Below are 12,511 nucleotides of genomic sequence, written 5' to 3'. Positions count from 1 at the left end.
AGTCCAGGACTCTAGAACGTCAGGGCGCCGGTGAGGCGCTCTTCGGGGCGCTTCCATCCGGAGGCCGGTCGATTTCCTCGGCGGGGAAGTTGGCGGCGGCCTCCAGGTAGCGAGGCGGCTGGACCTTGCGGCGATCTCTCCGGTTGAGTCCCTCCGGCTCCACGAACGTCGGCTCCGCTCCGCTGCGTTGCTCCACGCGGGCCCCGTCGCAGAACTGCCATGTGGTGCCGCCGTCCAGGCCCTGGCGCGCGTAGAACACCGTCGCCTCGCCCACCTTCGGGTCCGCCGTGCACCAGGTGCCGCGCGCGGTGCTCTCCCGCTGGGGCGACTCCTCCTTCCACTTCTCCTGGGTCGTCCGCACGGCCGCCGCCGCGAGGACCGCGTCGGACTCCGCCAGCCGTGTCCGCGCTTCCTTCAGCAGCTCCTGGCCCCGGCGCGAAATCTCCGGGAAGGCGCCCCGGTCCTTGAAGCCGCACCGCGCCAGACCTCGAAGGTTGGCCTCGTGGATGTCCAGCACCCGGGGCAGCGAGCCCTGGGCCTCCTTCACCAGCTCCACCTGCTGCGCGTGCTCGGGCGCCTCCGGCGTGGCGAGCTTCTCCGTGCCGGTGACGAAGCGCGCCAGCAGGCCGTTGACCGCGGTCAGCTCATCCGACAACCAGCGCGGCTCCGCTTCACAGGGGTCGGACTTGGCGCCGCCATAGTCCCGGTAGTCCGCTCGGGACATTCCCAACGAGTAGTGCTGCACCGGGGGCGCGGGCCGTGACGCGCACGCCGACAGCGCCGTGCCCAGGGCCGCGAGCAGGACTCTCCGACGAAATGACTTCATGGCGCTCCACTCTGCCATGTGGTTTGCGTCCAAACAAACCAGGACGGAGACTGGAGCGCCGGCCGTACTGCGAGTGTACGGGAGTGGTTAGTACGGGCAGATGATGGGGCCGCCGCGGCCGCTGCAGATGTTGCGCTCGATGTAGTAGCCCACCGAGGCGTCCCAGTACGCGTACATGTTCATGCCGCTCCCGCAGCGGACGGAGCTGGTGCGGACGACACAGTGGAGGGCCTCGTCGTAGGCCGGGTAGAGCATCCCCTGGACCTGTCCGTGCTCGGGGGCGGGCTGCGCGGCCGGCTCATCCGTTCCTGCCTCGGTGCCGCCACAGCCCGCCAGCAGCGCGCCGGTGACCATCAGTCCCTTCAGCCAGTTTCGCATGAGTCTCTCCCGGTGAAATACCTTGGGGTTTCTCAGGTACAAAAGTGACCGGAGTGCATTTGTCGCAAGCGGCATCGCGGACCCCTCCTGGGGGCGGCGCGCGAGCAAGGGGCGCGCCGCTCCCGACGAAGGCCGCTACTCGACGATGACCAGCTTCGCGTTGTTCTCCACGGTGGTGCCTTCCTTGGCGAACAGCTCGGTCACCTTGCCCGCCTTGGGGCTCTTGAGCTCGTTCTCCATCTTCATGGCCTCCACCACGACGAGGCCCTGGCCTTCCTTCACCTCGTCGCCCACCTTCACCAGCACCTTCACCACCTTGCCGGGCATGGGCGCGGTGACCAGCTGCTTGCCCTCCACGGAGAAGGCCGCCGTGCCCGCGCGCAGCCGCAGCCGACGCTCGTCCGCCACGTCGAAGCGGCTCACCTGCCCGCGCAGGAGCACGCCGACCTCATCGCCGCTCTCCTCGAACTCGGCGCTGTAGGACTGGCCGTCCACCAGCATGCTCATGGTGCCGTGCTCGAGCGCCAGCGCGTCCACCTGATACGTGACGCCGTTGACGGTCAGCTTGTACCTGTCGCCCCCCAGGGCCTCCAGGTCCACCGGCACCGCTTCCTTCTGTCCCTGCTGCTTCGTGAAATAGCGCATGGAAGTCTCGTGAGCTCGGAGGTGGGGTTACCGGCGGCGGGAGCGCAGCGCCAGGCGCCACGGGCTGATGCGACCACTGCTCGCGTCGGCCGCGCCCGCCTTGCCACCGGGCATCGTCCTGGCGCGCTTCGCGTCACGCTGGTGCGCGTACACCGCGCTGGCCAACAGGGCCATCTCGCTCAGCTTCGGGTCCTCCACGCCTTGCAGCGTCGTGTGCTCGCGGCCGAGGAAGCCCGTGTCGTAGTCACCCTCGATGAACTCGGGGTGCGCGAGAATCGCCTTGAGGTAGCGGATGTTGGTGGTGATGCCCTTCACCACGTACTCGGACAGCGCGCGCTGGGCCCGGGCAATCGCCTCGCGCCGCGTGGGAGCCCACACGGACAGCTTGGAAATCATCGGGTCGTAGAAGTTGGGCACCGTGTAGCCGGGGAACACGCCCGAATCGTCACGGACGTTGGGGCCGCCCGGCACGCGCAGGTACGTAATCTTTCCCGGGCTGGGCATGAAGTTGCGCGACGGGTCCTCCGCGTACACGCGCACTTCAATCGAGTGGCCGCGCGGCGTGGGCGCCTCCAGGAGCGGCAGCTTCTCGCCCTCGGCGACCTTGATTTGCAGCGCGACGAGGTCCAGCCCCGTCACCCACTCTGTCACCGGGTGCTCCACCTGGAGGCGGGTGTTCATCTCCAGGAAGTAGAAGTTGCGGTGCACGTCGACCAGGAATTCCACCGTGCCCGCGCCCACGTAGTTGACGGCCTTGGCCGCCTTCACGGCGACCTCGCCCATCTGCGCGCGAAGCTCCGGCGTCAGGATGGGGCTGGGCGTCTCCTCGACGACCTTCTGGTGCCGACGCTGCGCCGAGCACTCGCGCTCGTTCAGGTGGATGACGTTGCCGTGCGTGTCGGCGAACACCTGGATTTCGACGTGGTGTGGCTTCTCGAGATACTTCTCGATGTAGACGGCGTCGTTGCCGAAGGAGTTGAGCGCCTCGCTCTTGGCGGAGCGCCACGCGGACTCGAAGTCGCCCATGCCTTCCACCCGGCGCATGCCCTTGCCACCGCCACCGCCGGCGGCCTTGAGCATGATGGGGAAGCCAATCTTCTGCGCGTACTCGCGGGCCTCGGCCTCGGTGGCGATGGGCTCGGTGGTGCCGGGGACGACGGGCACGCCGACCTTGATCATGTTCGCGCGGGCGCGGGTCTTCTCGCCCATGGCGTCCATGGCGGCGGCGGGCGGGCCGATGAAGGTGATGCCGGCGGCCTCGCAGGCGCGCACGAAGGAGGCGTTCTCGGAGAGGAAGCCATAGCCAGGGTGGATGGCGTCCGCGCCGGCGGCCTTGGCGGCGTCGAGGATGCGCTGCTGGACCAGGTAGCTCTCGCGGGAGGGCGGCGGCCCGACGAAGAAGGCCTGGTCCGCGGTGCGAACGTGCAGGGCGGAGCGGTCTGCTTCCGAGTACACCGCCACCGTGGCGATGCCGAGTTCCTTGCAGGTGCGCATCACCCGGATGGCGATCTCGCCGCGATTGGCGACGAGCACTTTGCGGATCTTGGGCATGGCCGCCCGTCTACCACGGGCCGCCCCGGTTTGCCTGGGTTGGATGGCGTTCACGCCCCTGTCAGGGGCGTGGTCATCCGATGCCCGTGATGACCTACTTCCGGGCGCTGCGGTACTGCTCCATATAGGCGCGCGCCTGGGTCAGCTTGGCCTCGACGAACCGGTCATCCTCGTCCGGCTCCGGGGGCTTGGCAGGAGGGGCGTTCGGCTCGCCACCGAAGTCCACCGCCGCGGCCAGGAGGTTGCGCGCGGTGTTGCCACCCCCCAGCATCCGCGCCAACAAGCCCGTCTCCACATCCAGCCAGCGAGCGGCCTGGCGCATGACGTCCAGCACCTCACCCTCCACGGCCTTGGCGGGCCGGCCCGGGCCGCTGACACACGTGCGGGCGTAGCTGTGCTCCCGGTCCACGAAGATGCCCAGCACGCGCTCCCGGAAGTCCTGGGACAGCGCCTGGGACATGGCGTCGAGCTGCTCCTCCAGGAAGGGCTGCTCGGACTTGCGGGCCTTGCGACCGGGGACGGGGGGCAGGGCCACCTCGGCGGCGTGCCAGCCGCCATCGGCCAGTCCCTCCGGGGGTGACTCCACCCACTTCACCTCGGGCGTGGGCAGTTCCACGGCCTCGCAGACGCGTTTGAGCGTCTGGCGCACGGCGGTGAGGTTTCCTTCGACGTCGGCGAGAAAGAGAAGAAGTCGGCGGTGGGGCAAATGGGGGTTCCTTTCCTGGCCACCTGAAAGCCCGCGCGGCGCACGAGAATTTCCCGAGCGACGCGAGCCTGCCTGCTCTCCAGCCGGGGGAGAGCAGGCGTCCAGGGGCCTGAAAGGAGCCTACAGCGGGATGTTCCCGTGCTTTCGCGGCGGGTTTTCCTGACGCTTGTCTTTCAACATCTCCAGCGCCCGGATGACCTTGGTGCGGGTCTCCTCGGGGCGGATGACCTCGTCGATGTAGCCCAGCTCCGCCGCCTTGAAGGGGTTGGCGAACTTCTCGCGGTAGTCATTCACCAGCTTCGTGCGCTCGGCGGCGGCGTCCTTCGCCTTGAGCAGCTCGTTGCGGAAGATGATGTTGACCGCGCCCTCGGGCCCCATGACGGCGATTTCCGCGGTGGGGTAGGCGTAGTTGATGTCCGCGCGGATGTGCTTGGACGCCATGACGTCGTACGCGCCGCCGTACGCCTTGCGGGTGATGATGGTGATTTTGGGGACGGTGGCCTCGGCGAAGGCGTACAGCAGCTTGGCGCCGTGGGTGATGATGCCGCCCCACTCCTGGTCGGTGCCGGGCAGGAAGCCGGGCACGTCCACGAAGGTAATCAGCGGGATGTTGAAGCAGTCGCAGAAGCGCACGAAGCGCGCGGCCTTCACGCTGGCGTCGATGTCCAGCACGCCGGCGAGGAACGCGGGCTGGTTGGCGACGATGCCCACGCTCTTGCCGTTCATCCGCGCGAAGCCCACGACGATGTTGCGCGCGAAGTGCTCCTGCACCTCGAAGAAGTGCTTGTTGTCGACGACGGCCTTGATGATGTCCTTGATGTCGTAGGGCTTGTTGGGGTTGCTCGGGACAATCGTCTTGAGCGACTCCTCGGCCCGGAACGGGTCGTCGTCACACGGCTGGGCCGGCGGGTCCTCCTGGTTGTTGGAGGGCAGGAAGGAGAGCAGCTCGCGCGTCATGACGATGGCGGCCTGCTCCGTCTCCGCGGCGAAGTGCGCCACGCCGGACTTCTGGTTGTGCGTCAGCGCGCCGCCCAGCGACTCCTTCGACACCTCCTCGTGCGTCACCGTCTTGATGACGTCCGGGCCGGTGATGAACATGTACGAGGTGTCCTTCACCATCATGATGAAGTCGGTGATCGCCGGCGAGTACACCGCGCCGCCCGCGCACGGCCCCATGATGAGCGAAATCTGGGGCACCACGCCGGAGGCCAGGGTGTTGCGCAGGAAGATGTCCGCGTAGCCGGCGAGGCTCTCCACGCCTTCCTGGATGCGCGCGCCGCCGGAGTCGTTCAGACCGATGACGGGCGCGCCCACGCGGGTGGCCATGTCCATGATCTTGCAGATTTTCTGGGCATAGGCGCCGGACAGCGAGCCGCCGAAGACGGTGAAGTCCTGGGCGAAGACGAAGACCTGGCGGCCCTCGACGGTGCCGTAGCCGGTGACGACGCCGTCACCCGGAATCTTCTTGTCGCCCATGCCGAAGTCGGTGGAGCGATGGGTGACGAACTTGTCCAGCTCGCAGAAGGAGCCGGGGTCGAGGAGCAGGTCGATGCGCTCGCGGGCCGTGAGCTTGCCGGCCTCGTGCTGCTTGGCGATGCGGTCGGCACCGCCACCCAGCTCGGCCTGCTGCTCCATCTGCTGGAGGCGTGCGCGGAGGGGGTCCTTCTCGGAGGTCTCGTCCATGGGCCGCCCTCTAGCACGATTGAGCGGCTCGCGCGCTGTCCGGCTTCGCGTCAAGCCGCTCTGCGAGAGGGGTCCATCTTCACCGGGGGCGCCAGGGCGGGGAGCAGGGCGTCCACTGTTGGCAAATCCAGGCCGAAGCGTTGGCGAACGTCAACAAGGGGGACCTCCCACAGCTCGCGCCAGGGGGTGCCGAACACGGGCCGCGCCAGTCGTCCCAGCACCCAGCCCCGGGTGAGGGCCTGCATGCGCGCGTCGCGCTCGGAGAAGGCGTAGAGCAGGGTGTTGGCGAGGCCCCCGGTGAGGATGCCCAACGCGAAGGGGCTGCCCAGTTGCGCCAGGCTGAAGGCCTGCACGCCCAGCTCTCCGGCCACGTCGGTGCGAAAGCCGGTGAGCACGTGCCAGATGTCGTGCGACTCCAGCAGGTGGGCCCGGACGTAGTCCTCGTCGGTGTGGGCCTCGCGGCGGGGCAGGGCGTTGGGGTCCAGGCCGTTCTGGGTGAGGTGGTCGGCGAACGCGCGGCCGAGGGTGCCTTCGGGCAGCGTGCGCAGCGTGGCGAGTGGAAGCATTCCGACGCGGGGGCGCTCGACGAGGGCGCGCGCGGCGGTGGGGGATTGCATCAGCCGCTCCACCACGCGGCGCATGGCCATGGGCGGTGCGAGGACTCGGGCCAGGTCGATGATGTCCTGGAGACGATTCGGGTCCTGGAGCACTCGCACCATTCTCCAGGCTTCGCGTGCGAGCGTGAGGGGGTTGCGCATGGGTCCTCCGGGGGAAGGCGGACTCGGCCAGGGACCGAGCGGAGGAACGGTAGCCGGCGTTGCGCGCGGCGGGAGCGTGCGTGGTGGTGGGGTGCTCGTCGGTGGACATCCGGGGGCCTGGAGGCCCGGGAGCGGACACTCAGGAGGCAGACGGGCGAACGAGTCATTCCCGGCACCGTGCGCGCATCGGGTGCGGGACGGACCTTGAAGGAGGCGAGCAGGGGGCGCAGGCCGTGGGAGTGCCCTCGCGGTGCTGGCGCCCTTCGCGAGGAGGCGATGATGCGCGAGTCACGGGGTGCATTGAAGGTGGGCTCGCTGCGAGGCATCCCCATCCGGGTCCACTACTCGCTGCTGCTCGTCCTGCCGTTGCTGGCGTATCTGTTCGGAGGAGCGTTCCGGCGGGCGGCGGAGGTGGCCGAGGTCCCTCCGGAGCAGTTGATGGGCTCGCCCATGTTGTGGGGGTTGGGCGTGGCGGTGGGGTTGTTCGCGTCGGTCTTCGTGCACGAGCTGGCGCATACGTTCTATGCGCTGGCGAGGGGCGGTCAGGTCCGCTCGATTACGCTGATGATGGTGGGCGGGGTGTCGGAGTTGTCGGAGGCGCCGCCCCGGCCTCGGGACGAAGCGCTGATGGCGCTGGTGGGGCCACTGACGAGTCTGGCGCTGGCGGGATTGTTCGGCCTTGCGACATGGGGCGTGGAGGGAACGACCTCGTTCAACCTCCAGTTCGCGTGTTTCTATCTGGCGAGCCTCAACCTGTTCCTGGGGTTGTTCAATTTGCTGCCGGCGTTCCCGATGGATGGCGGGCGGATTCTGCGGGCGGTGCTGTCGGGGCGGATGGGGCCGGTGCGGGCGACGCGGGTGGCGTCGCTGGTGGGGCGTGGGTTCGCGGTGCTCTTCGCGTTGTGGGGCGTGGTGTCGTTCAACCCGTTCCTGTTCGTCATCGCCTTCTTCATCTTCATGGGGGCGGAGGGCGAGTCGCGGCAGGTGCGGATGAAGGCCCTGTTGGAGCGGGTATCTGTGTCGGAGTTGATGTCGCCGCGCGGGGCGGGGGTGGAGGCAGGGGCGTTGTTGGAGCAGGCGCTGTGGGATTTGCGACGCGAGCGGCAGACGGCGCTGCCGGTGACGGAGGACGGGCGGCCGGTGGGGCTGGTGGACGTGGAGGCGGTGCGCGCGGTGTCGGAGGCGGACCGAATCCATCGCCTGACGCGCGAGGTGATGCGGCCCGTGCAGGTGGTGCGGTTGGACGAGGATGGATGGCGGGCCGTGCGACAGCTGGCGGAGAACTCGGCGCAGCTGCTCGCGGTGGTGGATGTCGATGGGCGGCTGGTGGGGACGCTCGACGTCGATGACGTGCAGCGGGGGATGATGCTGCTGCAGACGCGCGAGGAGCGTGCCGAGCGCGATGCGCGGCGCTGGCGGCAGGAGCGGCCGGCGTGACGGAAGGTCGAGCCTCCGAGGTGTTTGTGATTCGGAGGCTCGACGTGCCTTGGGGGGCGGTGGGGCTCAGTCGATGTTGAAGTAAACGTCGTCGATTTCGCCGTGGTACTGGTCGTTGTTGTTGCCGACGCTCTTGGCGCCCACGTTGACGGGCTGGCCCACGGGGTTGATGTCGTAGGTGGATGGGAGCAGTGCGCTGCCTCGCGCGACGTTGTCGACGAGGATGGTGAGCGTGGTGCTGGTGCGCTGGCAGGCGACCTTGTGCCAGGTGCCGTCGGCGACGCCGACCGAGGACTTGACGATGATGACGTCGGCGCCGCCGGTGGTGCGTACGACGCAGCTGGGTTTGCCCAGCACGGCGTCATCGAGCTGGAGCTTCCACTGGGCCGTGTTCGCGAGGCCCTTCTGTACGAGGTTGGAGCCGTGGACGGAGGAGAGGTCCGCGAGGGTGAGGCGCACCCGGGCGCCGAAGGTGAAGAGGGCGGTGCCGGGATTGAGGCTGGCCGAGTCGGGGGTGGTGACGTTCGCGAGCGGGCAGCCCGTGCCGTCACACACGGAGGGGAACTTGATGCCCAGGCCGTCAAAGCCCGTCACGGGGACGACGGTGGCGCCGTTCGCCGTCTGCACGGTGCCGGTGCGTCCCTTGCCACTGTCGTCCACCACGGTGGCGACGGGGTTGGTTACCGCGTCGAACTTATAGCGCAGCTTCTGGCTCACCGCGCCGGCCGCCACGGGGGCCAGCACAAGCATCGCGAGCGCGGTCCGCTTCGCCATCCGTCGAGGCTGTGTCGTCAGGGTCATGAGGTGTTCTCGTTGTCGTGTTGGAGTGTGGGTACGACGAGGCGAGGATAGCCTCTCGTTCCGGCACACTCGACGCGGGCGCGGTGCAGCGAATGAGGTGCCGCTGTCACCGACGTCAGCATCATCGTCACCATTGGCACTGCCCCGGATTCACGCCGTCCACGCGCATCGCCGTTCTTGTGAGGGTGCCGTACGATGGGCGGGAAAGGCCGCCGCTGAATGAAGGGCGGCGCCCGACGTCCAGAGCCCTGAGGAGCGTTCATGTCCGATGACAGCTGGAGGGGTGGCACGCGCTGGTGGGACCCGAGGGTCATCCTGGGCTGCGTCCTGCTGAGCACGGGGGCCTGGGGGCAGTCCGCCGAAGCGGGGAGGACGGAGGACGGAGGGCTGGGCCCATCCGGCGCTCCCGATGCCGGGCAGACCGTTTCGGGCGGCCTGGGCCCATCCGAGCCCGCCGACGCGGGGCAGGCCGATTCGGCCGCACCAGGCCCCGCGGAGACTCCCGACGCCGGGCCGTCGGATGCAAGGCGGGTGGAGGTGAAGCTGCATGGCGTGTCCGTCACCGTGACGGCGTCATCGGTGCTGGTGGAAGGGAGGGAGCCCGGTCGCTATGGGCCGGCCAACCTGCTGGACGAGGACCCCGGCACCGTCTGGGCGGAAGGGGCGAAGGGCAGCGGAGCCGGGGAGTGGGTGGAGCTGAGCTTCCCACCGGACACGCCGGTGCATTCCTTCCTGGTGACGCCGGGCAACCCGAAGTCCGCGAAGCTCTACAAGGCCAACGCGCGTCCGAGGAAGGCGCGGCTGGAGTTGAAGCTCGCCGAGGGGCGCAAGCTGGACTACGTGCTGGACTTCCCCCGCGACTTCCCGGCGGGCGGGGCCATCTACGTCCATTACCGGCGCCAGTTCGCCGTGAAGTCCGCGCGGCTGACGGTGCTGACGGTATGGCCTGGGAGCAGGTACCGCGACCTGTGCCTGGGTGGCTTCGTCCCGGTGTTCCGAGGGCCCGAAGAGCGCTTCTTGCCGACGTTCCTGGGGACGCACCGCGAGCTGGCGCCCACCTTGGCGGAGTTCATGGCCAAGCCGAACCTGGTGTTCAAGCTTCTACCGCCTGAAAAAAGCGGGGTACCGGCTCGGCTGCGCGCCTACTCGCGGGTGCCCCACAACGGGCCGCTGCCCCCGCCCGAGGAGGAGTTCAACATGCATCACCTCACGAGCGGGTGGAGTCGCTTTAGCCAAGACCTTGCCGGGAATACGGCCGGCGCGAGCGTGCAGCGCGAGCTGTTCCGTCTCGTCCCGGCACCCGGCGCAAAGGGCTATGTGTTCGACCCCATCGCTCCTCCGAAGAGACCGGACTCGTTCTCCAACTTCCGGGTCCACTGGGCACGTGTCGAGGACGGGTGGTACGTCGTGGGGGTGGATGTGCTGTACCGGGAGCAGACCGCCGACGATTGAATCTCTCGCGAGGCTCCAGGCTCAGGGCTACTTGGGTGCGCCGGCCGAGGGGGGAGGGGGCTTGTCCTTCTTCCCTGCTGACTTGGAGGGAGCCTGCTTCTTGGGCTTGGGGGATGGAGGTGGCGGGAGGGGCGCATCCTCGGGGAAAAGCGCATTCCAGTCCCGGCCACCCAGCTTCGACACGAAGGCTTCCATGTTGGCCCGGGTTGTCTCGGCCAGCATGTAGTCGAACCTGAAGCCGCACGCGCCGAAGTCACAGGGCTCAAGGCCATCCTTCAGGTACCTCGCGTGCCTTCCATTGATCTGCAGGGTGTGTTGGGCCTTCGCCCAGGCGTCCTTTGTCTCCGTGAGCTTCGTCCGCAGGTTCTCCAGGCCTGTTTCGATGGCCATTTTGAAGGTCTTTTCCAGTGTCTTCTCGAAAGCCCTGGCTTCCTTCGGCACTGGGGGCGGGCCCTCGACGGCTTTCTGGACATCCTCCTCGGGGAGCAGCGCGGCGAGCACCTTTTTTCGCGTGTAACTCTTCAAGAGCGCGAAGTTCTCGGGGGTCTCGTACTTCTTGTTCAGGAAGACCTTCAAGAAGGTCGCTCGCACCTCCTTGTCGAAGTCCTTGTAGGAACGGCTCTCATCCAGGAGCTTCTCGACCGCCACCACGAAAAGTGGGTCGGGTGCGGGCTGTGGAACGACGGCCTTCGGGTCGGGCGCTGCGGGTGATGCGGCGGCCCCGGGCTCCGGTGGTGGTGTCTCGGTGAGGGGAGGGGGAGGCGGGGTGAATGCCACGATGATTGCGTCGCTAGCAGGCCGGGCGAAGACACTGGGACACTTGCCGATGAACTCCGTCATCTTCGGGCCGATGGCCGTCTCGACGTCCTGCACCGTGAGCTTCTCGCAACAGCTCGCCTTGCGAGACGGGCAGTGCGCACGCTTGGACAGCATGGCCATCCGCATGAAGTCACGGAAATCATCGGGCGAGCGGAAGACCTGACACCCCTCGGAGAAGTCGTTCACCTCGCGTCCCCGTCTCCAGGAGCCGTTCTCTCCGTCGACCGAGTAGTGGATGTTGGTGGCGCCGGCGGTGCCGAAGACGACAAGCACCTCGCGCTCCGTCAGTCGCAGGGTCCTGGGTGGAGGAGGGGGCGCCGGCTCGGCGGGAAGTCCCGGAGCGTTGGTGAGGACCGGAGGCGTGGGGACCACGGTTGACGCAGGGGGCATGGCGGGAGGGGGCGCCGGCTCGGCGGGAAGTCCCGGAGCGCTGGTGAGGACCGGGGGCGTGGAGACCACGGTTGACGCAGGGGGCTTGGCGGGAGGAGGAGGTGGGGCCTGGAAGACGAGTTGGAGGCCCACCTTCATGGGCGCCTCGTCATCCTCCACCACCTCCAGGCGGGACACCTGATTGTCTTCCGCCTCGAAGTTCTGCGTCTCCGCGCCGCTGGCGTCCTCGAGCCGGATGAGCCTCTCGCTGGCGTCAATCTTTCGCTTCACCTTCAACGCTTCGGAGCCGTTGACCCACGCGTCGAGCGTCTCCCAAGCCTGCTTCTTCCGCTGCTCCGCCACTGGCGCCTCGTAGTGCTCGACGGTCCATGCCTTGAGCTTCTTCGCCACCGCCAGCGCCAGTGCCGCCTTCTGCTTGCCCGTCTTCTTCGGCAGCTTCTTGCCCAGCTCCTCCTCGATTCTCTCCCGCGCCTCCGTCTGGACTTCGGGTTCCTTCCGGATGAGCTCTGCTCGAATCCCTTCGTCTGTCCCCTTGTCGTGCGCGGCCTGCGCGGCGTTCAGGAAGTCGGAGACGGGAAAGCGCCGCCGGGCGGGGATGGAGGGCGCGGCGAACTGGAGCGCGGCGTAGGAGGTGGGCGGGTTGCTCGCGCCCTTGTGGAGACCCACCCGGTAATACCCGGTGTAGATGCCGGGGGCGATGGCCCCCACGTCGTTCGGGAGCAGGGTGGAGTTGTCGAAGTCGGGGAGCGTGTTGCCCTTGTCGTCCTTCAGGGCGGGCTTGTCCTTGTCATAGCCGGGCTCGGTGGTGATGGGCAGGACGGCCACCCGCCAGTGCTTGCACTGCGGACACGAGACATCCACGCCGGGATGGGGCCAGTGCTTCGGGACCGGCCACTCCGTCTCCGCGAGCACGGCATCCACATACGCCTGCGCGTCCTTCAGGTTCTCCGCGCGGAGCCCCTCGGCTTCGAGGACGGTCTTCTCTCCTTCCTTCAACAGGGCCGGGTCGTAGAGCACGACGAGCAGGTCGTCGAACCGGTTGGACAGGGAGCGCTCCCGGCGCAG

At 68.1% G+C, this 12,511-nt stretch carries 10 protein-coding genes and 1 pseudogene; 2 read left to right on the top strand and 9 right to left on the bottom strand.

Translation table 11 applies throughout. The features are described from left to right. Positions 1–19 precede the first annotated feature (19 nt). The 7 genes from HUA75_RS30150 to HUA75_RS30120 all read right to left on the bottom strand — a co-directional run bounded on the left by HUA75_RS30150 (position 20) and on the right by HUA75_RS30120 (position 6,547). Positions 20–826: a hypothetical protein gene (locus tag HUA75_RS30150; RefSeq protein WP_141643123.1), complete on the bottom strand. Its 807-nt coding sequence runs from the start codon at positions 824–826 to the stop codon at positions 20–22. Positions 827–913: 87 nt separating this feature from the next. Next, entirely contained in the window at positions 914–1,204 is a 291-nt protein-coding gene (locus tag HUA75_RS30145) for a hypothetical protein (RefSeq protein ID WP_141643122.1), read from the bottom strand. Between the two features lie 135 nt (positions 1,205–1,339). After that, the gene (locus HUA75_RS30140) at positions 1,340–1,849 is read right to left on the bottom strand and encodes a biotin/lipoyl-containing protein (protein WP_141643121.1); all 510 of its coding nucleotides are present in this window, start codon (positions 1,847–1,849) and stop codon (positions 1,340–1,342) included. Positions 1,850–1,876: 27 nt separating this feature from the next. Next, positions 1,877–3,400, bottom strand: coding sequence for an acetyl-CoA carboxylase biotin carboxylase subunit (gene accC / locus HUA75_RS30135; protein ID WP_174454599.1), 1,524 nt, complete (start codon positions 3,398–3,400; stop codon positions 1,877–1,879). Positions 3,401–3,494: 94 nt separating this feature from the next. Continuing rightward, positions 3,495–4,106 (bottom strand): hypothetical protein, encoded by a 612-nt coding sequence (locus tag HUA75_RS30130; RefSeq protein WP_174488360.1) that lies wholly within the window; start codon positions 4,104–4,106, stop codon positions 3,495–3,497. Between the two features lie 120 nt (positions 4,107–4,226). Then, positions 4,227–5,789 (bottom strand): acyl-CoA carboxylase subunit beta, encoded by a 1,563-nt coding sequence (locus HUA75_RS30125; protein ID WP_141643118.1) that lies wholly within the window; start codon positions 5,787–5,789, stop codon positions 4,227–4,229. A 50-nt stretch (positions 5,790–5,839) separates the two neighbouring features. Beyond that, complete coding sequence (locus tag HUA75_RS30120) at positions 5,840–6,547, bottom strand: Coq4 family protein (RefSeq protein ID WP_174488359.1); 708 nt, start codon at positions 6,545–6,547, stop codon at positions 5,840–5,842. A gap of 276 nt (positions 6,548–6,823) precedes the next feature. Here HUA75_RS30120 and HUA75_RS30115 point away from each other — a divergent pair, with 276 nt between their 5' ends. Then, complete coding sequence (locus tag HUA75_RS30115) at positions 6,824–7,984, top strand: site-2 protease family protein (RefSeq protein ID WP_254627848.1); 1,161 nt, start codon at positions 6,824–6,826, stop codon at positions 7,982–7,984. A 66-nt stretch (positions 7,985–8,050) separates the two neighbouring features. Here HUA75_RS30115 and HUA75_RS30110 read toward each other — a convergent pair whose 3' ends face one another. Then, entirely contained in the window at positions 8,051–8,785 is a 735-nt protein-coding gene (locus tag HUA75_RS30110; RefSeq protein ID WP_174488358.1) for a laminin G domain-containing protein, read from the bottom strand. Between the two features lie 261 nt (positions 8,786–9,046). Here HUA75_RS30110 and HUA75_RS30105 point away from each other — a divergent pair, with 261 nt between their 5' ends. Further along, positions 9,047–10,237, top strand: coding sequence for a hypothetical protein (locus tag HUA75_RS30105; protein ID WP_174488357.1), 1,191 nt, complete (start codon positions 9,047–9,049; stop codon positions 10,235–10,237). Positions 10,238–10,264: 27 nt separating this feature from the next. Here HUA75_RS30105 and HUA75_RS30100 read toward each other — a convergent pair. Then, positions 10,265–12,511 (bottom strand): annotated as a pseudogene (locus HUA75_RS30100) (hypothetical protein); the annotation flags it as partial.

The organism is Myxococcus sp. CA040A, assembly GCF_013336725.1.
In the GTDB taxonomy this organism is placed as follows: domain Bacteria; phylum Myxococcota; class Myxococcia; order Myxococcales; family Myxococcaceae; genus Myxococcus; species Myxococcus llanfairpwllgwyngyllgogerychwyrndrobwllllantysiliogogogochensis.
Note: the sequence above shows the minus strand (reverse complement) of the source record. Positions and strands in the feature narration are given on the sequence as shown.

Excerpts from the sequence above, each read along its gene's own strand:
- HUA75_RS30125 (WP_141643118.1), bottom strand. The coding sequence starts at position 5,789 with ATGGACGAGACCTCCGAGAAGGACCCCCTCCGCGCACGCCTCCAGCAG.
- HUA75_RS30145 (WP_141643122.1), bottom strand. The coding sequence starts at position 1,204 with ATGCGAAACTGGCTGAAGGGACTGATGGTCACCGGCGCGCTGCTGGCG.
- HUA75_RS30105 (WP_174488357.1), top strand. The coding sequence starts at position 9,047 with ATGTCCGATGACAGCTGGAGGGGTGGCACGCGCTGGTGGGACCCGAGG.
- HUA75_RS30115 (WP_254627848.1), top strand. The coding sequence starts at position 6,824 with ATGATGCGCGAGTCACGGGGTGCATTGAAGGTGGGCTCGCTGCGAGGC.
- HUA75_RS30140 (WP_141643121.1), bottom strand. The coding sequence starts at position 1,849 with ATGCGCTATTTCACGAAGCAGCAGGGACAGAAGGAAGCGGTGCCGGTG.
- HUA75_RS30110 (WP_174488358.1), bottom strand. The coding sequence starts at position 8,785 with ATGACCCTGACGACACAGCCTCGACGGATGGCGAAGCGGACCGCGCTC.
- HUA75_RS30150 (WP_141643123.1), bottom strand. The coding sequence starts at position 826 with ATGAAGTCATTTCGTCGGAGAGTCCTGCTCGCGGCCCTGGGCACGGCG.
- HUA75_RS30120 (WP_174488359.1), bottom strand. The coding sequence starts at position 6,547 with ATGCGCAACCCCCTCACGCTCGCACGCGAAGCCTGGAGAATGGTGCGA.
- accC (WP_174454599.1), bottom strand. The coding sequence starts at position 3,400 with ATGCCCAAGATCCGCAAAGTGCTCGTCGCCAATCGCGGCGAGATCGCC.